Below are 24,121 nucleotides of genomic sequence, written 5' to 3'. Positions count from 1 at the left end.
ATGAGCAAGAGAAAGCTGATTCCACTGCTGATCTACATCCTGTTCCTGCTGGTGCCGATCTACTGGCTGCTGAACATGTCCTTCAAGAGCAACACCGAAATCCTCAGCGGTCTGACGCTGTTTCCTCAGGATTTCACCTTCGCCAACTACAAGGTGATCTTCACCGATCCGAGCTGGTACACCGGTTACCTCAACTCGCTGTACTACGTGAGCCTGAATACGGTGATTTCTCTGAGTGTGGCGCTGCCGGCGGCGTATGCGTTCTCGCGCTATCGTTTCCTCGGTGACAAACACCTGTTTTTCTGGCTGCTGACCAACCGCATGGCACCACCGGCAGTTTTCCTGCTGCCGTTTTTCCAGTTGTACTCGTCGATCGGGCTGTTCGACACCCACATCGCGGTGGCATTGGCCCATTGCCTGTTCAACGTGCCGTTGGCGGTGTGGATTCTTGAAGGCTTCATGTCCGGCGTTCCCAAGGAAATTGACGAAACCGCCTACATCGACGGCTACAGTTTCCCCAAGTTCTTCGTGAAGATCTTCGTCCCGCTAATCGGCTCCGGGATCGGCGTCACGGCGTTTTTCTGCTTCATGTTTTCCTGGGTCGAGCTGCTGCTGGCGCGAACCCTGACTTCGGTGAACGCCAAACCCATCGCGGCGGTGATGACCCGCACGGTCTCGGCGTCCGGCATCGACTGGGGTGTGCTGGCGGCGGCGGGGGTGTTGACCATCCTGCCGGGCATGCTGGTGATCTGGTTTGTTCGCAACCACGTGGCCAAGGGCTTTGCTCTGGGCCGGGTATGAGGAACTGATGATGGAATGGATGAGTTGGACTGGCCCCACGGCGGCGTTCTTCAGCGTCATTGCCTTGATCCTGACCGGCATGACGACCTGGGAGTTGCGTTCGCCGAGTGTCCCTCGGCGTGGCTTTTTGCCGATTGCCACCACCCGTGGTGATCGGTTGTTTATCGGTCTTCTCGGCAGCGCCTACCTGCATTTGCTGGTGATCGGCGTCACCGACTGGAGCATCTGGGTAGCGTTCGCGTTGTCCCTGGTGTGGCTGTTGGCTGTGATGCGCTGGGGCTAGTCGACATCGATCGGCAATGTTGCTCCCAAACTCAAACAGGAGGTCTCTATGTTCGACAAAAACAATAAGCTGCGACATAGCGTTTCATTGGCAGCCATGCTGGCACTCAGCGGGTTGAGCGCTGCGGCCTGGGCCGATGCCTATGAAGACGCCGCCAAGAAATGGATTGGCAGCGAGTTCAAACCGTCCACCCTGACTGCTGAACAGCAGCTGGAAGAGTTGAAGTGGTTCATCAAGGCGTCCGAGCCGTTTCGCGGGATGAACATCAAGGTGGTTTCGGAAACTATCGCGACCCACGAATATGAATCCAAAGTGCTGGCCAAGGCGTTTACCGAGATCACCGGGATCAAGCTGACCCACGACCTGCTGCAGGAAGGCGACGTGGTAGAAAAGCTGCAGACCCAGATGCAATCGGACAAAAACATCTATGACGGCTGGGTCAACGACTCGGACCTGATCGGTACGCACTTTCGCTATGGCAAAACCGAATCGATCACCGACCTGATGGCCAACGAAGGCAAGGCCTACACCTCGCCAACGCTGGACATCAAAGACTTCATCGGCATCTCGTTCACCACCGCGCCGGACGGCAAGGTCTATCAACTGCCCGACCAGCAATTCGCCAACCTCTACTGGTTCCGCGCTGACTGGTTCGAGCGTGCGGATCTGAAAGCGAAATTCAAAGAAAAATACGGCTATGAACTGGGCGTACCGGTGAACTGGTCGGCCTATGAAGACATCGCCAAGTTCTTCAGCGAAGACGTCAAGGAAATCGATGGCAAACGCGTCTACGGCCACATGGACTACGGCAAGAAAGACCCGTCCCTCGGCTGGCGCTTCACCGACGCCTGGTTCTCCATGGCCGGCGCTGGCGACAAGGGCATTCCCAACGGCTTGCCGGTGGACGAGTGGGGCATCCGTGTCGAAGACTGCCATCCGGTTGGTTCCAGCGTAACCCGCGGTGGCGATACCAACGGCCCGGCGGCGGTGTATGCGACCACCAAATACGTCGACTGGATGAAAAAATACGCGCCACCGGAAGCGGCAGGCATGACCTTCTCCGAGTCCGGCCCGGTGCCATCCCAGGGCAACATCGCCCAGCAGATCTTCTGGTACACCGCGTTTACCGCCGACATGACCAAACCGGGCCTGCCGGTGATGAACGCCGACGGCACGCCAAAATGGCGCATGGCACCCTCGCCGAAAGGTCCGTACTGGGAGGAGGGCATGAAGCTCGGTTATCAGGACGCCGGTTCCTGGACCTTCCTCAAGTCCACGCCTGAAAAGCAAAAACTCGCGGCCTGGCTGTACGCGCAGTTCGTGACCTCGAAAACCGTATCCCTGAAGAAAACCATTGTCGGCCTGACCCCGATCCGCGAGTCGGACATCAACTCGCAAGCCATGACCGACCTGGCGCCGAAACTCGGTGGTCTGGTGGAGTTCTATCGCAGCCCGGCCCGCGTGCAATGGACCCCGACCGGGACCAACGTACCGGACTATCCTCGTTTGGCGCAACTGTGGTGGAGCCACATCGCCGAAGCGGCCAGTGGCGAGAAAACGCCACAACAGGCACTGGACGGTCTGGCCAAGGATCAGGATGCGATCATGACCCGACTGGAACGCTCCAAGGTACAACCGACCTGCGGGCCGAAAATGAATCCTGAGCGGGATGCGCAGTACTGGTTCGATCAGCCGGGTGCGCCGAAAGCGAAACTGGCGGACGAGAAGCCTAAAGGCGAAACCGTGAGCTATGCCGAACTGCTGAAATCGTGGGAGGCAGCGCGTAAGTAATCGAATGTAATGTGAAACGCGAACGGCACCGAAAGGTGCCGTTTTGCTTTGTGCCTGATGGGCTGCCTTCACGAACAAACCCACACGCAGTTAATCGTAGTAGTTCCCCAATGGTGTGTTCACTGGAGATCCCCTGTGGGAGCGGGCTTGCTTGCGAAGGTGTCATTGAAAACACCGCGGGCACTTCAGGTCAGCGCCGCCAGTTGTTGAACCGTCTCCGGAAAACGCTCAACCAGCCGGATCAGTGTTGTCGCCTGAGCATTAGGTTTCGCCCGTCCTTGCTCCCAGTTCTCCAGCGTCCGGGTGTTGGTGCGCAAGTACATCGCAAACACCGGCCGGGAGAGATTCAGTTGCTGGCGGATGCCAACCACTTCCTCTGCGGTGATCGGGGCGAGCTTGGCCAGTTTTACTTTGTGTGTACGGAGTGTGACTTTACCTTGGCGCTCATCGGCCAAGGCTTCAAACCCCTCTACCAGCTCGGAAAAAATGTCACGTTTCATCGCTCGTTCTCGCTTTGATTTCTCGATAAAGCATTTCTTTAAGCAGTTTTTTCTGTTGTGGCGTCAGATCGTCCTGCTCGTTTTTGCCATACAAGGTAAAGAGCCAGAATTGGTCGAAACCGGACCACCAGTAATAAATCACCCTCAGCCCACCGCGCTTGCCCTTGTTTCGCCGCTCATCCACCACTCGAATTTTGCGCAGACCTCCGGTGCCTTCGACGACATCTCCCGCTTCCGGGTTTTGCAGCAGCTCCTGCTGGAACCGGTGAAACAGATCGTCATCCAGGTAGTCACTTCGATGCTTTTGAAATACGGGTAATTCGATAAAAAGAGCGTCCATGTTCTGTACGTTACCTGCGTATATTTCTATCACAAGAATCGAATAGGTCAAGGCTTCTGTTCCTGCCCAATTCGGTCAAGTCATTACGTTAAAGGCGAAGGCAGGATGGGGATGTAGGACGCGGCTGATTCACCCGCGAGGCGATTCTGGATATTGGGGAGGAGAGGGGAGGGCAATAAGGATCAAAAGCGTACGCAATACCCTGTAGGAGCCGCCGAAGGCTGCGATCTTTTGATCTTGTCCCCCAAACGCAAAAACGGCACCCGAAGGTGCCGTTTCTGTTTTCTACCGAGTATCGCTTAAGCGATCAACCCGCCAACCCCGACTGTTGAACCAGGTTCAGCAGCGGCTGTGGGTACAGGCCGAGGAAGAATGCCAGTACGGCAATCGCCAGCAGCATCACGCCGCCTGCACGTTGTTCCCAGTGCAGCTGGGCATCGTGGCGACGCAGGTTCGGTTCCATCAGGTACAGGGTGACCATCACACGCAGGTAGTAGAAGACGCCGATGGCGCTGCCCAGTACCAGGGAGCCGACCAGCCACCATTGATGCGATTCGACACCGGTGGCGATGATGTAGAACTTGCCGATGAAGCCCGCGGTCAGCGGGATACCGGCCAGGGACAGCATCATCACGGTCAGGACGGCGGTCAGGTACGGACGGCGCCAGAACAGGCCGCGGTATTCGTACAGGGCATCCGCGTCACGGCCGTTGTACGGCGAGGACATCAGGGTGATCACACCGAACGCGCCGAGGCTGGTGATCACGTAGGTGACCAGGTACACGCCGATGGCTTCCACGGCCAGGCCTTTGCTCGCCACCAGGGCGATCAGCAGGTAACCGAAGTGAGCGATGGACGAGTAACCCAGCAGACGCTTGAGGTTGCTTTGGGTCAGTGCCAGCAGGTTACCGAACAGGATCGACGCGATGGCGATGATGGTTAGCACATCGCTCAGCACGCCACTGCTCGCCGCTGGCGAGATCTGGAACAGACGCACCATCACCGCGAACACAGCGACTTTCGACGCAGTGGCCAGGAACGCTGCCACCGGTGCCGGAGCACCTTCGTAAACGTCCGGGGTCCAGAGGTGGAACGGTACCAGCGACAACTTGAACGCCAGGCCGATCAGCATCATGCCCAGGCCCAGTTGAGCCAGAGAACTTGGCAGACCGGTGGCCGCGAGGGCCTGACCGATGCCGTTGAAGCTCAGGCTGCCAGCGTCGGCGTAGAGCAGGGCCATGCCGAACAACAGGAACGCGGAACCGGCGGCCGACAGCACCATGTACTTGATACCGGCTTCCAGCGAGCGCTTGTTGAAGAAGGCATACGCCACCAGACCGTAGACCGGTACCGAGAGCAGTTCCAGACCGATGAACAACCCGGCCAGGTGCTGCGCGCTGACCAGTACCAGGCCACCGGCGGCGGCCATCAGGATCAGCAGATAAAGTTCTTCACGGTTGCCCGGGTAACCCGAACCGCCATCGCCCAGGTAGGCGTGGGCGAGAGTCACACAGGCGAGGGTGGCGACCAGGATCAGCGCCATGTACAGGCAGGCGAAGGTGTCGATCTGCAGCAACGGAGTCACGGCCAGCGGCGCGACTTTCAGGGCTGGCAGGATCGACAGCAGCGCCAGGTTCAGACCTGCCACCGACAGCAGGAAGGTCTGTGAGTGATTGCGGCGCCATGCGATAGCCAGCATCACCACGATGATCGTGGCGCTGGTGATCAACAACGGCGCAAGCGCGATAAAGTGTTGAGTCGTGAATTCCATAGCGCTCTTACCGGGCCGAAGCGAGTTGAGTGAAGGCGGTGCCGAGCCACTGCTGCACGCCATGCATCGTCGCGGCAGAGGTATCGAGGAACGGTTGCGGGTACACGCCGATGTAGATCAGCAGCGCCGCAAGTCCAACCACCATGATCAGTTCGCGACCGTCCATGCCATGCAACACCGCGTCCGATTTCGACGGGCCGAAGAAGGCACGGTGGACCATGATCAGCGAGTACACCGAACCGAACACCAGGCCGGACGTCGCAATCACAGTGATCCATGGGGCGCTGGCGAAGGTGCCGATCAGGATCAGGAACTCACCGACAAAGTTACCGGTCGCCGGCAAGCCAAGTGATGCGGCGGCGAAGAACAGGCTCAGAGCCGGGAGGTAGGCAATCTTCGACCACAGGCCACCCATCTCGCGCATATCGCGGGTGTGGGTACGCTCGTACAGCTGACCGGAGAGGATAAAGAGTGCCGCGGCCGACAGACCGTGCGCCAGCATCTGCATCACTGCGCCCTGCAGCGCCAGTTGGCTGCCGGAGTAGATGCCGATCAGCACGAAGCCCATGTGGGAAACGGACGAGAAGGCAATCAGACGCTTGATGTCGGTTTGCGCGAAGGCCAGGAACGCACCGTAGAAGATCCCGATCAGACCCAAGGCCATGGCGAACGGCGCGAACTCGGCCGAGGCATTCGGGAACAACGGCAGGGCGAAACGCAGCAGGCCATACGCCGCAGTCTTCAACAAGATACCGGCCAGGTCCACGGAACCCGCGGTCGGTGCCTGGGCGTGAGCGTCAGGCAACCAGGAGTGGAACGGCACCACGGGCAGCTTGACCGCGAAGGCGATGAAGAAGCCGAGCATCAGAATGTACTCGGTGGTCATCGACATCTTGGTTTTCAACAGGTCGGCGTAGTTGAAGGTAATCACGCCGGTGTCGTTGAAGTTGACCAGTACCAGCCCCAGGATCGCCACCAACATGATCAGGCCGGAAGCCTGAGTGAAGATGAAGAACTTGGTCGCTGCGTAGATCCGGGTTTTCTTGCCGTCCGAAGAACTGTGACCCCAGAGCGCGATGAGGAAGTACATCGGCACCAGCATCATTTCCCAGAAGAAGAAGAACATGAACAGGTCGAGGGCGAGGAACACGCCGACGACACCGCCCAGGATCCACATCAGGTTCAAGTGGAAGAAGCCCACGTGACGCTGAATCTCTTTCCAGGAGCAGAGTACCGAGAGGACACCCAGCAGGCCGGTCAGCAGGATCATCAACAGCGACAGGCCGTCGAGGGCCAAGTGCACGTTGATGCCGAAGCGCTGGATCCAGACGTGTTTGAACTCAATCACCCAGGTCGGATCGGCACCCGGTGCCGGAGCAAATGAATAGTCACCGTTGGCCCACAGCCAGAGGCCGAGGGAGAGCAGCAGGGACATGGTGATCAGCGCAATCCAGCGGGGGAGGGTGGCGCCGAAGCGCTCACCCATCCAGCACAGCAGGCCGCCGATGAAGGGGATCAGGATTAGCCAGGGCAGAATCATGACGGGCTCGTTTCCTTTCGCAAGTTCGCAAGGTTCATAGTCAGACCGCTACCAGCACGACGGCGCCGATTACCAGCACGGCACCAGCAGCCATCGAGGCGGCATACCAACGCAGTTGACCGGTCTCGGTGCGGCTCAGGGCGGTGTGACCGCCTTTGGCCATACGCGGGATCAGACCGATGGTCTGGTCGAGCGGGTCTTTGCGCAGAATGTGGCTGATCGCAAGGTAAGGCTTGACGAACAGTTTGTCGTAGATCCAGTCGAAGCCCCAGGCAGCGAACCACCAGGCCGAAAGGAAGCGGCCGATGCCGCTGTTGGCGATGGCGGTGACGAAGCGGCGCTTGCCGAGGAACAGCAGCGCGGCCAGCAGGATACCGGCCAGGGCGATGGCGCCCGAGGCGATTTCCAGACTGTGCTTGGCTTCGCCGCCGGCATGGCCGACGCTTTCTGGCAGGACACCGTGCAGCGGCGGAACGATCATCGCGCCGACGAACGTCGACAGTACGATCAGCACCGACAGTGGCAGCCAGTGAGCAATGCCGTGACCGGCGTGCGCTTCGGTCTTCGCTTCACCGTGGAACGCGATGAAGATCAGGCGGAAGGTGTACAGCGAGGTCATGAAGGCACCGACCAGACCTGCATAAAGCAGACCCTGGTTACCGCTGGCGAACGCTTCCCAGAGGATTTCATCCTTGGAGTAGAAGCCCGCGGTCACCAGCGGCAAGGCCGCCAGGGCCGCGCCGCCGACGATGAAGCTGGCGTAGGCCAGTGGCAGTTTCTTCCACAGGCCGCCCATCTTGAAGATGTTCTGCTCGTGGTGGCAGGCAACGATCACCGAACCGGACGCAAGGAACAGCAGCGCCTTGAAGAAGGCGTGGGTCATCAGGTGGAAGATCGCGCCTTCCCATGCGCCGACGCCCAAGGCCAGGAACATGTAGCCGATCTGGCTCATGGTCGAGTAGGCGAGGATACGTTTGATGTCGGTCTGAACCAGTGCGGCAAAACCTGCCAGCATCAGCGTCACGCCACCGACCACACCCACCAGGTGCAGGATATCCGGCGCCAGGGCGAACAGACCGTGGGTACGGGCGATCAGGTAGACACCGGCGGTCACCATGGTCGCGGCGTGGATCAGTGCCGAAACCGGGGTAGGGCCGGCCATCGCATCCGCCAGCCAGGTTTGCAGCGGCAGTTGCGCGGATTTACCGACAGCGCCGCCCAGCAGCATCAGGGTCGCCAGAACGATCCAGAAGTCACCGGCCTTGAAGTGCTCAGGCGCCTTGACCAGCAGTTCCTGAATGTTCAGCGTACCCAACTGTTGGAACAGGATGAACAGGCCGATGGCCATGAACACGTCGCCGACGCGGGTTACGATGAAGGCTTTGAGTGCCGCGTTACCGTTGTTGCGGTTGCTGTAGTAGAAACCGATCAACAGGTACGAGCACAGGCCCACGCCTTCCCAGCCGAAGTACACAAACAGCAGGTTATCGGCCAGGACCAGGAACAGCATGCTGGCGATAAACAGGTTGGTGTAGGCGAAGAAGCGCGAGTAACCGGCTTCACCGCGCATGTACCAGGACGCGAACAGGTGGATCAGAAAGCCCACGCCAACCACCACACCGAGCATGGTCAGGGACAGACCATCCAGGTACAGCGCGAAGTTAGGCGTGAAGCCTTCCACCGCCATCCACTGCCACAACACTTGGGTGTAGTGACCGCCTTCAGGGGGCGCAACGTTGAACTGCCAGATTATGTAAGCAGTAACGATTGCCGACAGGCCAATGGAGCCGACGCCGATCAGCGCCGAAAGGTTTTCCGACCAGCGACCGCGTGAGAACGCCAGCAGCAGGAAACCTATGAGAGGGAATACGAAAGTCAGATAGAGAAGGTTCATCCGCGCATCTCGCTGGCAGCGTCGATATCGAGAGTGTGGAAGCGGCGATACAGCTGCAACAGAATCGCCAGGCCAATACTGGCCTCGGCGGCTGCCAGGCTGATCACCAGAATGAACATGATCTGTCCATCCGGCTGCGCCCAACGGCTACCGGCAACGATGAACGCCAACGCGGAGGCATTCATCATGACCTCCAGGCTCATCAGCACGAAAAGAATGTTGCGCCGGACCATCAGGCCGACCAGACCGAGGCAGAACAGGATGCCGGCAACCGCCAGACCATGCTCCATAGGGATAGCAGGCATCGTCATTGCTCCTTGGCTTCGTTGCGGCCCAAGTGGAACGCCGTGACGGCTGCGGCGAGCAGCAGCATCGAGGCGAGTTCGACCACCAGCAAATACGGACCGAACAGGCTGATGCCCACGGCCTTGGCGTCTACGGTGGTGTGGCCGATGGCCTGACCGCTGGCGTCGCTGAACAGCACGTACAGCAGTTCAACCAGCAGCAGGGTGCCGAGTGCGACCGGGCCCAGCCAGATACCGGGCTTGAGCCAGACACGCTCTTGCTGAACCGAGGCCGGGCCCAGGTTCAGCATCATCACCACGAACACGAACAGCACCATGATGGCGCCGGCGTAGGCGATCACTTCCAGTACACCGGCAAACGGTGCGCCGAGGGCGAAGAACGTCATGGCCACGGCGATCAGCGAAATGATCAGGTAGAGCAGGGCGTGCACGGGGTTGGTGTTGGTGATCACGCGAAGCGTGGACACAACAGCGATACCCGATGCGAAATAGAAAGCGAATTCCATCTTTCTTCCTTAAGGCAGCAAGCTCTTCACGTTGATCGGTTCGGCTTCATTCTGCGCGGCGCCTTTCGGCTTACCGGCAATCGCCATACCTGCAACACGATAGAAGTTGTAATCAGGGTTTTTGCCGGGGCCGGAGATCAGCAGATCTTCTTTCTCGTACACCAGGTCCTGACGTTTGAACTCGGCCATCTCGAAATCCGGTGTCAGCTGGATCGCGGTGGTCGGGCAGGCTTCCTCGCAGAGGCCGCAGAAAATGCAGCGCGAGAAGTTGATACGGAAGAACTCCGGGTACCAGCGACCGTCATCGGTTTCAGCTTTCTGCAGCGAGATGCAACCGACCGGGCACGCCACGGCGCACAGGTTGCAAGCTACGCAACGCTCTTCGCCGTCGGGGTCGCGGGTCAGGACGATACGGCCACGGAAACGCGGCGGCAGGTATACCGCCTCTTCCGGGTATTGCAGCGTGTCGCGCTTGCGGAAGGCGTGGCCAAAAATCATCACCAGGCTGCGAAGCTGGGTGAAGAAGCCATGCACGATGTCAAAAATGTACTTCATGATTCTCTATCCTCACTGAGCCGCGACGGCGGGCGTGTTGAGCAACACGACCGCAGCGGTCACCAGCATGTTGACGAGGGTCAGCGGCAGGCAGAACTTCCAGCTGAAATCCATCACTTGGTCATACCGTGGGCGCGGAATCGAGGCGCGCAGCAGGATGAAGAACATGATGAAGAACGCGGTTTTCAGTGCAAACCAGATGAACGGGATCTGCGGCAGAATGCCGAACGGACCGTGCCAGCCACCGAAGAACAAGGTCACCAGCAGCGCTGAAATCAACACGATGCCGATGTACTCACCGACGAAGAACATGCCCCATTTCATGCCGGCGTATTCAATGTGGTAACCGTCGGCCAGTTCCTGTTCCGCTTCCGGCTGGTCGAACGGGTGACGGTGAGTCACGGCGACGCCAGCGATGAAGAAGGTCAGGAAACCGAAGATCTGCGGAATGACGAACCACAGGTTCTGCGCCTGGTATTCAACGATGTCACGCATGTTGAACGAGCCAACCTGGATCACGATGCCCATCAGCGACAGGCCCATAAACACTTCGTACGACACGGTTTGTGCCGAAGCCCGCAAGCTGCCCAGCAGGGCGAACTTGTTGTTACTTGACCAGCCGGCGAACAGCACCGCGTAGACCGACAGACCGGCCATGGCGAAGAAGAACAGGATGCCGATGTTGATGTCCGCCACGCCCCAGGTCGGGGTGATCGGGATGATCGCGAAGGCAATCAGCAAGGCGCTCATGGCCACGACCGGCGCCAACGTGAAGATCACTTTGTCGGCGAACGGCGGGGTCCAGTCTTCCTTGAAGAACATCTTGATCATGTCGGCGGCGATCTGGAACGCGCCGAACGGGCCGACGCGGTTCGGACCGTAACGGTCCTGCCAGAGGGCGAGCAGACGACGCTCGACCCAGCTCAGCAGCGCGCCGCACACCACAACGGCGAGCAGAATCACGATGGCCTTGAGGACCGCGATGATTACGTCGATCACTTCAGGAGTGAACAAGGTCATAGCGCTGCCTCCTGCAGACCATCAACGGATTTGCCAAAGATCGCTGGCGGAATGCCGGCGATACCGGCCGGCAATGCGACCAGGCCAGCACCCAGCTCTTCGTTGATGCGCAACGGCAGACGCAGGGTCTGGCCGGCCACGTTCAGACTCAGCAGGGCACCGTCATTAACGCCCAGGCGATCGGCTTCGGACTTGGCCAGCGACACGTAAGCGGCCGGGATGCGTTCCTGAACCGGTGCGGCTTTGGAAGAGTTCTCTTCACTGCCGAACAGGTGGAAGAACGGCACGACCTGCCAGGTGCCCGGCGCCGGGTTGAACGCGCGCGGAACACTGGCGAACCAGTTCAGCGAATCACCGGTGCTTTCGATCAGGCGAGTGCCCGGGTCGCCCGCGCGGATGTGACCACCGACTTCGTCCTGGAACTTGTTCCAGGCTTGCGGCGAGTTCCAGCCCGGAGACCAGGCGAATGGCACTTGCTGACGCGGCTCGGCCGAGCCCGAGTAACCTTCCATGGAGAACGAGAACGCGGTGTCGTTATCCTGGGAAGTACGCGGTTCGTGCACGCTGATGTCGGCACGCATGGCGGTCCGGCCGCTGTAACGCAGCGGTTCGCGAGCCAGTTTCAGGCCTTTGATGCGGAACGCGGCGGACGGTGCGGCATCGACGATGCGCGCCAGTTGCGGTTTGCTTGCAGCAACGGCAGCGGTGACGTGGTCCAGTTGGGTCCAGTCAATCGGCTGGTTCAGCAGGGTCGAACGCAGGGCATGCAGCCAGCGCCAGCCTTCGTGAACCAGAATGCTTGCGTCGAGGTAAGTCGGGTCGAAGACCTGGAAGAAACGCTGCGCGCGGCCTTCCTGGCTGACCAGCGTACCGTCGCCTTCAGCGAAGCTGGCGGCTGGCAGAACCAGGTGCGCGCGATCGGTGGTGGCGGTCTTCTGGTGGTCCGCTACGATCACCACTTTCGCGGCGTTCAGAGCAGCATCGACCTTAGCTTTGTCGGTGCGGGTGTATAGATCGTTTTCCAGCACGACGATGGCGTCGGCCTTACCGTCGATCACCGCTTGCAGGGCTGCGTCGACCGAGTCACCACCGAGCATGGCCAGGCCGAGGCTGTTGGCCTCTGGCACGATCAGGCTGATGGAACCGTTCTTCTCGCGCAGCTTCAGGGCCTTGGCGATGTTCGCCGCGGCTTCGATCAGCGCCTTGGAACCCAGCGAGGTACCGGCAATGATCAATGGGCGCTTGGCAGCGAGCAGGGCATCGGCGATGCGCTGAGCCAGTTCGAGGGCTTCAGCGTCCAGGCCTTCAACGGCCGGCGCGCTGGCATCGAGGGCGTGAGCCACGGCGAAACCGATGCGGGCCAGGTCGTCTGGCGCTGCGTGAACGCATTCTTCCGCCACGTCGTCGAGCTTGGTTTCAGCCAGGCTGGCGATGAACAGCGGGTTCAGCGCGTCCTGACCGATGTTCTTCACCGCGGCATCGAGCCACGGCTGAACGCGCATGGCGTCGGCCATGTCTTCGGCTTTGCCCTTGACCGATTGACGTAGGGCCAGGGCCATACGCGCAGCAGTCTGGGTCAGGTCTTCGCCAAGGACGAAAATCGCATCGTGATCTTCGATGTCGCGCATGTTCGGGATTGGCAGCGGGCTGTCTTTGAGCACCTGCACAACCAGACGAATGCGCTCAAGTTCAGCGGCTTCGATACCGGAGTAGAAGTGCTCGGCGCCGACCAGTTCCAGCAACGCGTAGTTGCTTTCGAGGCTGGCGCGCGGCGAACCGATACCGACGATATTGCGACCGCGCAGCAGGTCAGCAGCTTTATCCAGCGCTTCGTCGAGGCTCAGCTTGGCGCCATTGGCCAGCAGTGGCTGACGCGGGCGATCTTCGCGGTTGACATAGCCATAACCGAAACGGCCACGGTCGCACAGGAAGTACTGGTTCACCGAACCGTTGAAGCGGTTTTCGATGCGACGCAGTTCGCCGTAACGCTCGCCCGGGGAAATGTTGCAACCGCTGGAGCAGCCATGGCAGATGCTCGGCGAGAACTGCATGTCCCACTTACGGTTGTAGCGCTCGGAGTGAGTCTTGTCGGTGAACACACCGGTCGGGCAGACCTCGGTGAGGTTGCCGGAGAACTCGCTTTCGAGGGTGCCGTCTTCAACGCGACCGAAGTACACGTTGTCGTGGGCGCCGAACACACCGAGGTCGGTGCCGCCGGCGTAGTCCTTATAGAAGCGCACGCAGCGATAGCAAGCGATGCAGCGGTTCATTTCGTGGGAAATGAACGGCCCCAATTGCTGATTCTGGTGGGTGCGCTTGGTGAAGCGATAACGGCGCTCGTTGTGGCCGGTCATCACCGTCATGTCTTGCAGGTGGCAGTGACCGCCTTCCTCACAGACCGGGCAGTCGTGAGGGTGGTTGGTCATCAACCATTCAACGACGCTGGCGCGAAACACTTTCGCTTCTTCGTCGTCGATGGAGATCCAGCTGCCGTCAGTGGCGGGGGTCATGCAGGACATGACGATCCGACCACGCTTGTCGTTCTCGTCGGTGTACTGCTTGACCGCGCACTGGCGGCAAGCGCCAACGCTGCCAAGGGCTGGGTGCCAGCAGAAATAAGGGATATCGAGGCCTAGCGACAGACACGCCTGTAACAGGTTGTCTGCCCCATCGACTTCGAGCTCTTTGCCGTCTACGTGGATAGTGGCCATGGTTCAAAGTTCTTCGTTGGCCCGGTGTCAGCGGGCGTGGCTAATGGAATCTTGTTATTCGCGTGAATCAACACAGCCGTTTACGGCGTCATCACACGAGAAGACGAAGGGCACGGACCCTTCGCCTTTTTAAGCGTTTACGCGCCGACTACGATCGGCTTTGCCAGAGGCGGGACGACGGCGCTGGTGGGCGCGATGCCGGCTTCGAACTCTGGACGGAAGTATTTGATGGCGCTGCCCAACGGCTCCACGGCACCCGGTGCGTGTGCACAGAAGGTCTTGCCCGGGCCGAGGAAACCGACCAGACCCAGCAGGGTCTCGATATCGCCGGCTTGCCCTTCACCATTCTCGATCGCGCGCAACAGCTTGACGCTCCACGGCAGACCGTCACGGCATGGGGTGCAGAAGCCGCAGGATTCACGGGAGAAGAACTCTTCCATATTGCGCAGCAAGGACACCATGTTGACGCTGTCGTCCACCGCCATGGCCAGGCCGGTACCCATGCGGGTGCCCACTTTGGCGATGCCGCCGGCGTACATTTGTGCGTCCAGGTGTTCCGGCAACAGGAAACCGGTACCGGCGCCGCCTGGCTGCCAGCACTTGAGCTTGTAACCGTCGCGCATGCCGCCGGCGTAGTCTTCGAACAGCTCGCGACCGGTGACGCCGAACGGCAATTCCCACAGGCCAGGGTTCTTGACCTTGCCGGAGAAGCCCATGAGCTTGGTGCCCATGTCTTCGCTGCCTTCGCGGGCCAACGATTTGTACCAGTCCACGCCGTCGGCAATGATCGCCGGCACGTTGCACAGGGTTTCGACGTTGTTCACGCAAGTCGGCTTGCCCCACACGCCTACGGCGGCAGGGAAGGGCGGCTTGGAGCGCGGGTTGGCGCGGCGGCCTTCGAGGGAGTTGATCAGTGCGGTTTCTTCACCGCAGATGTAACGCCCGGCGCCGGTGTGCACGAACAGCTCGAAATCGAAGCCGCTGCCCAGGATGTTTTTACCCAGCAGGCCTGCTGCCTTGGCTTCTTCCACGGCACGGTTCAGATGCTTGGCGGCGGTGGTGTATTCGCCACGCAGGAAGATGTAGCCACGGTAGGTTTTCAGCGCGCGAGCACTGATCAGCATGCCTTCGATCAGCAGATGGGGCAGTTGCTCCATCAGCATGCGGTCTTTCCAGGTGTTCGGCTCCATTTCATCCGCGTTGCACAGCAGGTAGCGGATGTTGATGGATTCGTCCTTGGGCATCAGGCCCCACTTCACGCCCGTGGGGAAGCCTGCACCGCCGCGGCCCTTGAGGCCGGAATCTTTCACGGTCTGGACGATGTCGTCCTGGGCCATGTCGGCGAAGGCCTTGCGCGCAGCGGCGTAACCGTTCTTGGCCTGGTATTCGTCGAGCCATACGGCTTCGCCGTCATCACGCAGACGCCAGGTGAGCGGGTGAGTCTCGGCCGAACGCTTGATGCGGTTGGCTGGACCAAAAGAAGTCAGGGTCATACGTAGCCCTCGAGCAATTTGGCAACGCCGGCAGGCTGCACATCACCGAACGTGTCGTCGTCGATCATCAGCGCCGGCGCCTTGTCGCAGTTGCCGAGGCAGCAGACTGGCAGCAGGGTGAAACGACCGTCGGCGGTGGTCTGACCCAGGCCGATGCCCAGCTTGCTCTGGATTTCGCTGACCACTGACTCGTGGCCGCCGATGTAGCAGACCATGCTGTCGCAGACGCGAATGATGTGACGGCCCACGGGCTGACGGAAGATCTGGCTGTAGAACGTCGCCACCCCTTCAACGTCGCTGGCCGGGATGCCGAGGATCTCGCCGATGGCGTAGAGCGCGCCGTCAGGCACCCAGCCACGTTCCTTCTGGACGATCTTCAGGGCTTCGATCGACGCCGCGCGCGGGTCTTCGTAGTGATGCAGCTCGTGCTCGATGGCCGAGCGCTCGGTTTCGCTCAGGGCGAAACGGTCTGTCAGGATAAGCGTGCTGTTCATGCTTAACGGTCCACGTCGGCCATAACGAAATCGATACTACCCAGGTACGCGATCAAGTCCGCGACCATGCTGCCTTTGATCACCGAAGGGATCTGCTGCAGGTGCGGGAAGCTTGGAGTGCGAATCCGGGTGCGGTAGCTCATGGTGCCGCCATCGCTCGTCAGGTAATAACTGTTGATGCCCTTGGTCGCTTCGATCATCTGGAAGGATTCGTTGGCCGGCATGACCGGGCCCCACGAAACTTGCAGGAAGTGCGTGATCAGGGTCTCGATGTGCTGCAGCGTGCGCTCTTTGGGCGGCGGCGTGGTCAGCGGGTGATCCGCCTTGTACGGGCCTTCTGGCATGTTGCGCATGCACTGCTCGATGATCTTGATGCTCTGGCGCATTTCTTCGACGCGAACGATGCAACGGTCGTAGGCATCGCCATTGGCCGCCAACGGGATTTCGAATTCGAAGTTCTCGTAGCCGGAGTAAGGGCGAGCCTTACGCAGGTCGAAATCGCAACCGGTCGAACGCAGGCCGGCACCGGTGACGCCCCATTCCAGGGCTTCTTTGGTGTTGTAGGCGGCGACGCCGATGGTCCGGCCACGCAGGATGCTGTTGTCCAGTGCGGCTTTCTGGTATTCGTCCAGACGCTTTGGCATCCACTCGACGAAATCCTTGACCAGTTTTTCCCAGCCGCGCGGCAGGTCGTGGGCGACGCCACCGATGCGGTACCAGGCCGGGTGCAGACGGAAACCGGTGATGGCTTCGATCACCGTGTACGCCTTCTGACGGTCGGTGAAAGTGAAGAACACCGGGGTCATGGCGCCGACGTCCTGGATGTAAGTCCCCAGGAACAGCAAGTGGCTGGTGATCCGGAAGAACTCGGCCATCATGATGCGGATGACGTCGACCTTCTCGGGCACCTTGATGCCGGCCAGCTTCTCGACCGAGAGCACGTACGGCAGGTTGTTCATCACGCCGCCGAGGTAGTCGATACGGTCGGTGTACGGAATGAAGCTGTGCCAGGACTGACGCTCGGCCATCTTCTCGGCACCACGGTGGTGGTAACCGACGTCCGGCACGCAGTCGACGATCTCTTCACCGTCCAGCTGCAGGATGATACGGAACGCACCGTGCGCCGAAGGGTGGTTGGGACCCAGGTTGAGGAACATGTAGTCCTCGTTCGGCCCGGAACGCTTCATGCCCCAGTCTTCAGGCTTGAAGCGCGCGGCTTCTTCCTCGAGCTGTTGCTTGGCCAGGGTCAGGCTGAACGGGTCGAACTCGGTGGCACGGGCCGGGAAGTCCTTGCGCAGCGGGTGACCTTCCCAGGTGGGCGGCATCATGATACGGGTCAGGTGCGGGTGACCGGCAAAGTGGATGCCGTACATGTCCCACACTTCACGCTCGTACCAGTTGGCGTTCGGCCAGATGCTGGTGACGCTCGGCAGGTTGAGGTCGCTCTCGGACAAGGCGACCTTGATCATTACGTCACTATTACGTTCGATCGACATCAAGTGATAGAACACAGTGAAGTCGGCGCCGCTTGGCAGCCCTTGACGCTTGGTGCGCAGACGCTCGTCCACGCCGTGCAGGTCATAGAGCATGACGTACGGCTTGGGCAGGTTGCGCAGGAAAGTCAGGACTTCGACGAGTTTGGCGCGGGCAACCCAAAGCACCGGCATGCCGGTGCGGGTCGGCTGGGCGCTGAACGCCTCCGGGCCAAAACGATTGTTCAGTTCGACGACCACATCCTGGTCGTCTGCCTTATAAGGCGGGATGTACAGAGCACTGCCTGTAGTCATGGTTATTTATCGCTTTCGGTCAACGTAAAGAATGAAGCCAGTTTCTCGTTTCTTTGTAAGAACAGATCTGGATCAGACTTCGTCGGGGCTGCGCAGGTTGGTTACCTGAATACGCTGTTCGCGGCGCTGTTCCTTTTGCGAAGGCATCTCGGCGCGGTAAACGCCTTGATCGCCAACGACCCAGGAAAGTGGGCGACGCTCCTGGCCAATCGACTCCTGCAACAGCATCAAGCCTTGCAGAAAAGCTTCAGGGCGGGGTGGGCAGCCAGGCACGTAGACGTCCACGGGCAGGAACTTGTCCACCCCTTGAACGACGGAGTAGATGTCGTACATGCCACCGGAGTTGGCGCACGAACCCATGGAGATGACCCATTTAGGCTCGAGCATTTGCTCGTAGAGACGCTGAATGATCGGCGCCATCTTGATGAAGCAGGTACCGGCGATAACCATGAAATCCGCCTGACGCGGCGATGCCCGGATAACCTCGGCGCCAAAGCGCGCGATGTCGTGGGGCGCCGTGAAGGCGGTGGTCATTTCCACGTAGCAGCACGAAAGACCGAAGTTATACGGCCACAGGGAGTTCTTGCGCCCCCAGTTGATCGTGCCGTTGAGCACGTCTTCGAGCTTGCCCATGAAAATGTTTTTGTGAACTTGATCCTCTAACGGATCGGAAACGGTTTCCCGTTTGCCAATCGGATACTGCTCGTTAGGAGCATCGGGGTCGATCCTGGTGAGATTGTATTGCATTGCCAAAGCCTCATTGTTTCAGCTTCGCTTGCCGCTTACGACGAGCTTCCGGAGCCCAGTCAAGGGCGCCCACTCGGAATAGGTAGACAAGACCTGCCAACAGAATTGCTATGAAAACGAGAGCTTCGACGAATCCGGTCCAGCCGCTTTCGCGGACGGACACAGACCAGGCAAAGAGAAATAGGGCTTCGATATCGAAGATCACGAAGAGCATCGCGACCAGATAGAATTTGGCTGAGAGCCGCAAGCGGGCGCCACCTGTAGGTAGCATGCCGGACTCGAACGGTTCGTTTTTGCTGCGGCCCCAGGCTTTTGACCCGAGGAGGCTGGAGACGCCGAGCATGAAGGCGCAAAGGCCGCCAACACCCAGAAGGAAAATGGCAAAGCCCCAGTTGTGGGCCATGAGTCCGGTCGCTTCGGGCATGCTGGTAATCCTTAACAGAGAGCAAAGGTCTCTGAGCTTGAAAAGAAACAAAGCAGTGACGATATGTCGCAGCAATCAATCGCGGTGATTTTATGGCTAAACACCGAGCAAGTAAAATTCAGATGGCGAAATTATTTACAAGAATAAGGACATAGCATGCCTCCAAAGCCCTGTAACCCATGCGGCTCGGGCATTAGCGGGGGTTTTGTCAAATATGTTTTGTAGGGAATGTAACGAACATAGTTGTCGCTAAATGATAATCAATATTGTTTGGCATGGTTTTCAAACTGTTTAACAGGTGAGTGGCTGGGAAGTTGTCTTATATGCGCGTTACTGCAAGTAGCAGGCACCTCCGTTTTACCCTCTTTTTCTGATCGCGACACCGCTCTGGATCAATGTTTTTGTCTGGATTTTGTGGGTTGACTCATTCCCTGTGGGAGCCGGGCTTGCCCGCGATGTCGGTGTGTCAGACGCTGCAGATGTTGGCTGAAAGGTCGCCATCGCGGGCAAGCCCGCTCCCACAGGGTTTTGCGGGGTTGTTAAATCGCAGGCAAAAAAACGCCCCGAACCAGTCGGGGCGTCAGATGAGCGGCTTTGCGGTTAGCTTTCTATTCGGTCCGCAAGGGCCGTTTGCTTAAGCGAAGCAGATCAGTGGAACTGTTCTTCTTCGGTCGAACCAGTCAGCGCGGTCACCGAGGACGTGCCACCTTGAATCACGGTGGTCATGTCGTCGAAGTAGCCGGTGCCCACTTCCTGCTGGTGAGCCACGAAGGTGTAACCCTTGGGGGCGTCGGCGAACTCTTGCTCTTGCAGCTTCACGTAAGCAGTCATGTCGTTGCGGGCGTAGTCGTGCGCCAGGTTGAACATGCTGTGCCACATGTTGTGAATGCCGGCCAGGGTGATGAACTGGTGCTTGTAACCCATGGCGGACAGTTCGCGCTGGAACTTGGCGATGGTCGCGTCGTCCAGGTTTTTCTTCCAGTTGAAGGAAGGCGAGCAGTTGTACGACAGCAGTTGGTCCGGGTATTCCTTTTTGATCGCTTCAGCGAAGCGGCGAGCCTCGTCCAGATCCGGCTTGGCGGTTTCGCACCAGATCAGGTCGGCGAACGGTGCGTAGGCCAGGCCGCGAGCGATGGCCTGGTCGAGACCGGCGCGCACTTTGTAGAAGCCTTCCTGAGTACGTTCGCCAGTCACGAATGGCTGGTCGTACGGGTCGCAGTCGGACGTCAGCAAATCGGCTGCGTTAGCGTCGGTACGGGCCAGGATGATGGTCGGTGTACCAGCAACGTCAGCTGCCAGACGAGCAGCGGTCAGCTTCTGCACGGCTTCCTGGGTCGGAACCAGTACCTTGCCGCCCATGTGGCCGCATTTTTTCACGGAAGCCAGTTGGTCTTCGAAGTGAACGCCGGCGGCGCCTGCTTCGATCATGCTCTTCATCAGCTCGTAAGCGTTCAGTACGCCACCGAAGCCGGCTTCAGCGTCAGCCACGATCGGTGCGAAGTAGTCGATGTAACCTTCGTCGCCCGGGTTCTTGCCGGCTTTCCACTGGATCTGGTCAGCGCGACGGAACGAGTTGTTGATGCGCTTGACCACGGTCGGAACCGAATCCACCGGGTACAGCGACTGGTCCGGGTACATCGATTCGGCGGAGTTGTTGTCCGCAGCCACTTGCCAGCCCGACAGGTAGATCGCCTGGATACCGGCTTTGACTTGTTGTACAGCCTGGCCGCCGGTCAGGGCGCCCATGCAGTTGACGAAATCTTTCTCGGGACGGAAGGACGGCTTGGCACCCTGGGTGACCAGGTTCCAAAGCTTGTCGGCGCCCATTTTTGCAAAGGTGTGCTCAGGTTGAACCGAGCCACGCAGACGGACGACGTCAGCAGCGGAGTAATTGCGTGTCACGCCTTTCCAGCGCGGGTTTTCAGCCCAATCTTTTTCGAGGGCTGCAATTTGCTGTTCGCGTGTCAGTGCCATGGAGATAAACCTCGTCGCGTCTTTAATCGAAAGTGGTTCTGGGTGGACAGTTCCTGCGTGCCAAGTACGCATTTCAAAGGGGCGTAAAAGGCTGCTCGCTGACCAGAAGCTTAGGCGGTCAAGTCGGGTTCGGCGGGGAAGGCGACGGGATGAACGATGGGCTCGGGGGGGAAGTGAGCAGGTAAGGGCGAACTGGCGAGCGCATTCGGGCGTCGTGGGCCTTGGTGCGAACTTCAGTGTGCAGCCGGGTTACCTAATACGCTTCCGTCCCTCGGGACAACTTCGTTCCAGTCGGCAACCTCGTCAAACACACCTTGTGGGCGGTACAGACACGAATCGGCTCGCGGGGTAGGTGCGAACAACAACTCGAAAGCCCTTGCCAGGGCCTCTGATTAGCGGGAGCGAGGCCATCATGCCTTTGCTTTTTTGGCTCGTCAAACGTTTTGTAGTGCTTTTTTTATAGCACTACATCTTTGGTCTAATACGACTAATCAGTCAGTTTTTGGTGCTTTAGTCCAACGTATCGACTTTCACCCGCAGAGTCATGTCATCCCGGCCCTGAGTCGAGTAGCTGCGGGTCAGGCCCTGTTTGTCGGCCTGAGTCTGGCGATTTACGCCGGCCAGGGTGATCCACTCGCCCAGTCGACCGCTGACCGTTGTGTCGGTACTTTGCACGTTCACTACATCGGGACGTTCCTGGCTCATCCGGTCACGGTTAGTACTGATTGCCAGATGAACGATGTCGCCGGTGACGCTGGCGGTGACGTAGAAGCCCTGGGTGACATTGCGGTATTCGGTCTGGCTGCGCAGGTCGCCATAGCTGTCAGTCTGGGTGCTGGTGAGCGGCACGCTCTGGCCGACCTGGATCAGCGCCGGTGTACCTTCGCTGGCCTGAACCTGCTGGATACCGCCGTCACGGCTGTCGGTGCTGCGGTTGATGATGCGAGTCTGGTTCGGCTTGGCACCGTTCACCGAATACCCCTGATCACCCTGGAAATTGTTTTCGTTGGTGTCGACGGTGATCAGCAAGCGTTTGGCGGCCACATCGAGTTGGCCGATCACGGCCTTAAGTTCGTCGATCTTGCGCTGTTCTGCGTTGACGATCAACTGATTGCCATAGGCGCTGACCTTGCCCTCGTTGCCGATGAAATTCTGCGCCACCGGCAGCAAGTCGGCGCTGGTGCGATAGTTCAGGGGCACGATCTCGGTGGCGGCCATGACCGAAAAACTGCAGGTCAGCAGCAGCGTGGTGAGCAGGGTGCGTAGGGACATATCCGTTATCTCCGCCTTCAAAGTGTTGATATTGCCAGTTTGTCGGCCCGGCGTGGTGCGAGTTGAATCACAGACAGCAAAACGCCCCGGCATCCGGGGATGGCGGGGCGTTTTGTGATCGTTCCCACGCTCCGCGTGGGAATGCAGCCTGTGACGCTCCGCGTCACTGCCGCAAAGGGAAGCGGAGCGTCCCGAGAGGCATTCCCACGCAGAGCGTGGGAACGATCAGTTACAGGGTATTAAGCCGAATGACGCACCATGTCCACATGCGGAATCCCGGCTTCCAGGAATTCCTCACTGACCATGCTGAAGCCCAAGCGCTCATAGAACGCCGTGGCCTGCACTTGTGCGCTCAGCATCTGCTGCTTCAGTCCGCGCTCCTCGGCCTCACCGATCACCGCTTGCATCAGCGCATCGCCGACTTTCAAGCCGCGCCAGTCCTTCAGCACCGACACCCGGCCAATGTGACCATCGGGCAACAGCCGAGCGGTGCCGATCGGGAAGTCGCCTTCAAAGGCCAGAAAGTGGACTGCCGTTGCGTCATCAGCATCCCATTCCAGCTCAGGCGGAATGGATTGCTCGGCGATGAATACCGTCTCACGAATGCGCCGGATCTCGGCGTTATCCTTTTGCCAGTCTGCGACACGAACGTGAATTTTATTCATCGGCAAACCCCAGGCTTCCCTGCTTGATCAGTTCACACAGCAGGCCGCGGCCGTCTTCATCGCTCAGCCAATCGCCGAGATTATCGACGTGCAGTGCATCGGCGGCGCAGATCATCTTCAGCAGCTCGCGCAGTTTGCCCGGCAGATAACGGCTCTGACCGCTGGCAAACAGCAGCAGATCGTCATCAACTTCCGACCAGGCCAGGCGCGCGCTCGGGTTGCGGATCAGCACCGCGCCTTGCTCGAGGCTGGCGAGCAGATCGTCTTCTTCGATTTCTTCCGGGCCAACCACGAGTTCCGGGTAGCGCGGCTCGGTCATGAACTGGCCGAACCAGGTCAGCAGCAGGCGCTCGTCGCTCATGTGCTCGGCCAGCAGGCTTTTCAGGCGATCGAGGGCGTCGTGCTGGATCTGATGAGGATCGGCCGCTGGCAGGGCGTCGGCGTCGGTGTAACGCTCTTCGTCCGACAGGAACTGGCTGAGGAAGTCGGTGAAGTGGGTCAGCACTTCAGCGGCGCTCGGCGCGCGGAAACCGACCGAGTAAGTCATGCAGTCGTCGACGGCCACGCCGCAGTGAGCCAGGCGCGGCGGCAGGTAGAGCATGTCGCCTGGTTCCAGTACCCACTCATCGGTGGCTTCGAAATCAGCGAGGATGCGCAGGTCGGCGTGTTGCAGCAACGGGCTCTCGGAATCGCACATCTGGCCGATTTTCCAGTTGCGCTTGCCGTGACCCTGCAGCAGGAACACATCGTAGTTGTCGAAGTGCGGGCCAACACTGCCACCGGGGGCGGCAAAGCTGATCATCACATCGTCGACACGCCAGCTCGGCAGAAAGCGGAAGTTTTCCAGCAGCTCAGCGACTTCCGGCACGAATTGGTCGACGGCTTGCACCAGCAGAGTCCATTCGCGTTCCGGCAATTTGCTGAATTCGTCTTCAGCGAACGGGCCGCGGCGCAATTCCCAAGGGCGCTCGCCGTGCTCGATCACCAGGCGCGATTCGACTTCTTCTTCCAGCGCCAGGCCGGCCAGTTCGTCGGCGTCAATCGGGCTTTCGAAATCAGGAATCGCCTGGCGGATCAGCAGGGGTTTTTTCTGCCAGTAGTCACGCAAGAATTCGCGCGCCGTGATGCCGCCCAGAAGTTGAAGAGGAATGTCAGGATTCATGTGTAACCTATTGAAAAAAAGCACTTTTCAGACGGGAATAAAAACGCCCGGCGCTGCCGGGCGTCTCAAACGGGTAGAGCGGTCGA

Annotated in this window: 22 protein-coding genes; 3 read left to right on the top strand and 19 right to left on the bottom strand. The window is 59.5% G+C overall.

The features are described from left to right. The 3 genes from PSH97_RS18480 to PSH97_RS18470 are packed head-to-tail and all read left to right on the top strand — an operon-like array spanning position 1 to position 2,875. Complete coding sequence (locus PSH97_RS18480) at positions 1–801, top strand: carbohydrate ABC transporter permease (protein WP_046047472.1); 801 nt, start codon at positions 1–3, stop codon at positions 799–801. Positions 802–811: 10 nt separating this feature from the next. Continuing rightward, a complete protein-coding gene (locus PSH97_RS18475) occupies positions 812–1,084 on the top strand; it encodes a DUF2160 domain-containing protein (RefSeq protein WP_258622733.1) in 273 nt (90 codons plus the stop codon). A gap of 48 nt (positions 1,085–1,132) precedes the next feature. Continuing rightward, entirely contained in the window at positions 1,133–2,875 is a 1,743-nt protein-coding gene (locus tag PSH97_RS18470) for an ABC transporter substrate-binding protein (RefSeq protein ID WP_305446160.1), read from the top strand. A 185-nt stretch (positions 2,876–3,060) separates the two neighbouring features. Here the strand turns inward: PSH97_RS18470 and PSH97_RS18465 are convergent, their stop codons facing one another. The 19 genes from PSH97_RS18465 to PSH97_RS18375 form a co-directional block, all read right to left on the bottom strand. Then, the gene (locus tag PSH97_RS18465; RefSeq protein ID WP_030130910.1) at positions 3,061–3,375 is read right to left on the bottom strand and encodes a helix-turn-helix domain-containing protein; all 315 of its coding nucleotides are present in this window, start codon (positions 3,373–3,375) and stop codon (positions 3,061–3,063) included. Continuing rightward, entirely contained in the window at positions 3,365–3,715 is a 351-nt protein-coding gene (locus PSH97_RS18460; RefSeq protein WP_052967031.1) for a type II toxin-antitoxin system RelE/ParE family toxin, read from the bottom strand. The genes PSH97_RS18465 and PSH97_RS18460 overlap by 11 nt, the downstream gene beginning before the upstream one ends. Positions 3,716–4,022: 307 nt before the next feature. Then, on the bottom strand, positions 4,023–5,486 hold the full coding sequence (gene nuoN, locus PSH97_RS18455) for an NADH-quinone oxidoreductase subunit NuoN (protein ID WP_305446159.1): 1,464 nt from the start codon (positions 5,484–5,486) through the stop codon (positions 4,023–4,025). 7 nt (positions 5,487–5,493) lie between these two features. Then, positions 5,494–7,026, bottom strand: a complete 1,533-nt coding sequence (gene nuoM / locus PSH97_RS18450; RefSeq protein WP_253544860.1) for an NADH-quinone oxidoreductase subunit M — start codon at positions 7,024–7,026, stop codon at positions 5,494–5,496. A gap of 40 nt (positions 7,027–7,066) precedes the next feature. Beyond that, positions 7,067–8,920 (bottom strand): NADH-quinone oxidoreductase subunit L, encoded by a 1,854-nt coding sequence (gene nuoL, locus PSH97_RS18445; RefSeq protein WP_305446158.1) that lies wholly within the window; start codon positions 8,918–8,920, stop codon positions 7,067–7,069. Further along, positions 8,917–9,225, bottom strand: a complete 309-nt coding sequence (gene nuoK, locus PSH97_RS18440; RefSeq protein ID WP_007946416.1) for an NADH-quinone oxidoreductase subunit NuoK — start codon at positions 9,223–9,225, stop codon at positions 8,917–8,919. Before nuoK ends, nuoL begins: the two co-directional genes overlap by 4 nt. A gap of 2 nt (positions 9,226–9,227) precedes the next feature. Beyond that, positions 9,228–9,731 carry an NADH-quinone oxidoreductase subunit J gene (nuoJ, locus tag PSH97_RS18435; protein ID WP_007905076.1) on the bottom strand — a complete coding sequence of 168 codons (504 nt, stop codon included), beginning with the start codon at positions 9,729–9,731 and terminating at the stop codon, positions 9,228–9,230. Between the two features lie 9 nt (positions 9,732–9,740). Further along, the gene (nuoI, locus tag PSH97_RS18430) at positions 9,741–10,286 is read right to left on the bottom strand and encodes an NADH-quinone oxidoreductase subunit NuoI (protein ID WP_019648466.1); all 546 of its coding nucleotides are present in this window, start codon (positions 10,284–10,286) and stop codon (positions 9,741–9,743) included. Between the two features lie 12 nt (positions 10,287–10,298). Further along, positions 10,299–11,306 carry an NADH-quinone oxidoreductase subunit NuoH gene (nuoH, locus tag PSH97_RS18425; RefSeq protein ID WP_007905066.1) on the bottom strand — a complete coding sequence of 336 codons (1,008 nt, stop codon included), beginning with the start codon at positions 11,304–11,306 and terminating at the stop codon, positions 10,299–10,301. Beyond that, positions 11,303–14,017, bottom strand: coding sequence for an NADH-quinone oxidoreductase subunit NuoG (nuoG, locus tag PSH97_RS18420; protein ID WP_305446157.1), 2,715 nt, complete (start codon positions 14,015–14,017; stop codon positions 11,303–11,305). The genes nuoH and nuoG overlap by 4 nt, the downstream gene beginning before the upstream one ends. 137 nt (positions 14,018–14,154) lie before the next feature. Next, positions 14,155–15,510, bottom strand: a complete 1,356-nt coding sequence (gene nuoF / locus PSH97_RS18415; RefSeq protein ID WP_007905061.1) for an NADH-quinone oxidoreductase subunit NuoF — start codon at positions 15,508–15,510, stop codon at positions 14,155–14,157. Beyond that, entirely contained in the window at positions 15,507–16,004 is a 498-nt protein-coding gene (gene nuoE / locus PSH97_RS18410) for an NADH-quinone oxidoreductase subunit NuoE (RefSeq protein ID WP_007905058.1), read from the bottom strand. The genes nuoF and nuoE overlap by 4 nt, the downstream gene beginning before the upstream one ends. 2 nt (positions 16,005–16,006) lie before the next feature. Continuing rightward, the gene (gene nuoC, locus PSH97_RS18405) at positions 16,007–17,791 is read right to left on the bottom strand and encodes an NADH-quinone oxidoreductase subunit C/D (protein ID WP_305426262.1); all 1,785 of its coding nucleotides are present in this window, start codon (positions 17,789–17,791) and stop codon (positions 16,007–16,009) included. A gap of 72 nt (positions 17,792–17,863) precedes the next feature. Beyond that, positions 17,864–18,538, bottom strand: coding sequence for a NuoB/complex I 20 kDa subunit family protein (locus tag PSH97_RS18400; protein WP_008014893.1), 675 nt, complete (start codon positions 18,536–18,538; stop codon positions 17,864–17,866). Between the two features lie 10 nt (positions 18,539–18,548). Next, on the bottom strand, positions 18,549–18,962 hold the full coding sequence (locus PSH97_RS18395) for an NADH-quinone oxidoreductase subunit A (RefSeq protein WP_007905050.1): 414 nt from the start codon (positions 18,960–18,962) through the stop codon (positions 18,549–18,551). A gap of 648 nt (positions 18,963–19,610) precedes the next feature. After that, entirely contained in the window at positions 19,611–20,936 is a 1,326-nt protein-coding gene (gene aceA / locus PSH97_RS18390; RefSeq protein WP_305446156.1) for an isocitrate lyase, read from the bottom strand. Between the two features lie 510 nt (positions 20,937–21,446). After that, on the bottom strand, positions 21,447–22,208 hold the full coding sequence (locus PSH97_RS18385; protein ID WP_305446155.1) for a secretin N-terminal domain-containing protein: 762 nt from the start codon (positions 22,206–22,208) through the stop codon (positions 21,447–21,449). 239 nt (positions 22,209–22,447) lie between these two features. Continuing rightward, positions 22,448–22,873: a GNAT family N-acetyltransferase gene (locus tag PSH97_RS18380; RefSeq protein WP_305446154.1), complete on the bottom strand. Its 426-nt coding sequence runs from the start codon at positions 22,871–22,873 to the stop codon at positions 22,448–22,450. Further along, on the bottom strand, positions 22,866–24,035 hold the full coding sequence (locus tag PSH97_RS18375) for a ribosomal protein uL16 3-hydroxylase (RefSeq protein WP_305446153.1): 1,170 nt from the start codon (positions 24,033–24,035) through the stop codon (positions 22,866–22,868). The genes PSH97_RS18380 and PSH97_RS18375 overlap by 8 nt, the downstream gene beginning before the upstream one ends. Positions 24,036–24,121 lie beyond the last annotated feature (86 nt).

The organism is Pseudomonas cucumis, from assembly GCF_030687935.1.
GTDB classification, from domain to species: domain Bacteria; phylum Pseudomonadota; class Gammaproteobacteria; order Pseudomonadales; family Pseudomonadaceae; genus Aquipseudomonas; species Aquipseudomonas cucumis.
This window is presented reverse-complemented; position numbering and strand designations above follow the sequence as displayed.

Coding starts and splice junctions, on each gene's coding strand:
- PSH97_RS18480 (WP_046047472.1), top strand. CDS start 1: ATGAGCAAGAGAAAGCTGATTCCACTGCTGATCTACATCCTGTTCCTG.
- PSH97_RS18475 (WP_258622733.1), top strand. CDS start 812: ATGGAATGGATGAGTTGGACTGGCCCCACGGCGGCGTTCTTCAGCGTC.
- PSH97_RS18470 (WP_305446160.1), top strand. CDS start 1,133: ATGTTCGACAAAAACAATAAGCTGCGACATAGCGTTTCATTGGCAGCC.
- PSH97_RS18465 (WP_030130910.1), bottom strand. CDS start 3,375: ATGAAACGTGACATTTTTTCCGAGCTGGTAGAGGGGTTTGAAGCCTTG.
- PSH97_RS18460 (WP_052967031.1), bottom strand. CDS start 3,715: ATGGACGCTCTTTTTATCGAATTACCCGTATTTCAAAAGCATCGAAGT.
- nuoN (WP_305446159.1), bottom strand. CDS start 5,486: ATGGAATTCACGACTCAACACTTTATCGCGCTTGCGCCGTTGTTGATC.
- nuoM (WP_253544860.1), bottom strand. CDS start 7,026: ATGATTCTGCCCTGGCTAATCCTGATCCCCTTCATCGGCGGCCTGCTG.
- nuoL (WP_305446158.1), bottom strand. CDS start 8,920: ATGAACCTTCTCTATCTGACTTTCGTATTCCCTCTCATAGGTTTCCTG.
- nuoK (WP_007946416.1), bottom strand. CDS start 9,225: ATGCCTGCTATCCCTATGGAGCATGGTCTGGCGGTTGCCGGCATCCTG.
- nuoJ (WP_007905076.1), bottom strand. CDS start 9,731: ATGGAATTCGCTTTCTATTTCGCATCGGGTATCGCTGTTGTGTCCACG.
- nuoI (WP_019648466.1), bottom strand. CDS start 10,286: ATGAAGTACATTTTTGACATCGTGCATGGCTTCTTCACCCAGCTTCGC.
- nuoH (WP_007905066.1), bottom strand. CDS start 11,306: ATGACCTTGTTCACTCCTGAAGTGATCGACGTAATCATCGCGGTCCTC.
- nuoG (WP_305446157.1), bottom strand. CDS start 14,017: ATGGCCACTATCCACGTAGACGGCAAAGAGCTCGAAGTCGATGGGGCA.
- nuoF (WP_007905061.1), bottom strand. CDS start 15,510: ATGACCCTGACTTCTTTTGGTCCAGCCAACCGCATCAAGCGTTCGGCC.
- nuoE (WP_007905058.1), bottom strand. CDS start 16,004: ATGAACAGCACGCTTATCCTGACAGACCGTTTCGCCCTGAGCGAAACC.
- nuoC (WP_305426262.1), bottom strand. CDS start 17,791: ATGACTACAGGCAGTGCTCTGTACATCCCGCCTTATAAGGCAGACGAC.
- PSH97_RS18400 (WP_008014893.1), bottom strand. CDS start 18,538: ATGCAATACAATCTCACCAGGATCGACCCCGATGCTCCTAACGAGCAG.
- PSH97_RS18395 (WP_007905050.1), bottom strand. CDS start 18,962: ATGCCCGAAGCGACCGGACTCATGGCCCACAACTGGGGCTTTGCCATT.
- aceA (WP_305446156.1), bottom strand. CDS start 20,936: ATGGCACTGACACGCGAACAGCAAATTGCAGCCCTCGAAAAAGATTGG.
- PSH97_RS18385 (WP_305446155.1), bottom strand. CDS start 22,208: ATGTCCCTACGCACCCTGCTCACCACGCTGCTGCTGACCTGCAGTTTT.
- PSH97_RS18380 (WP_305446154.1), bottom strand. CDS start 22,873: ATGAATAAAATTCACGTTCGTGTCGCAGACTGGCAAAAGGATAACGCC.
- PSH97_RS18375 (WP_305446153.1), bottom strand. CDS start 24,035: ATGAATCCTGACATTCCTCTTCAACTTCTGGGCGGCATCACGGCGCGC.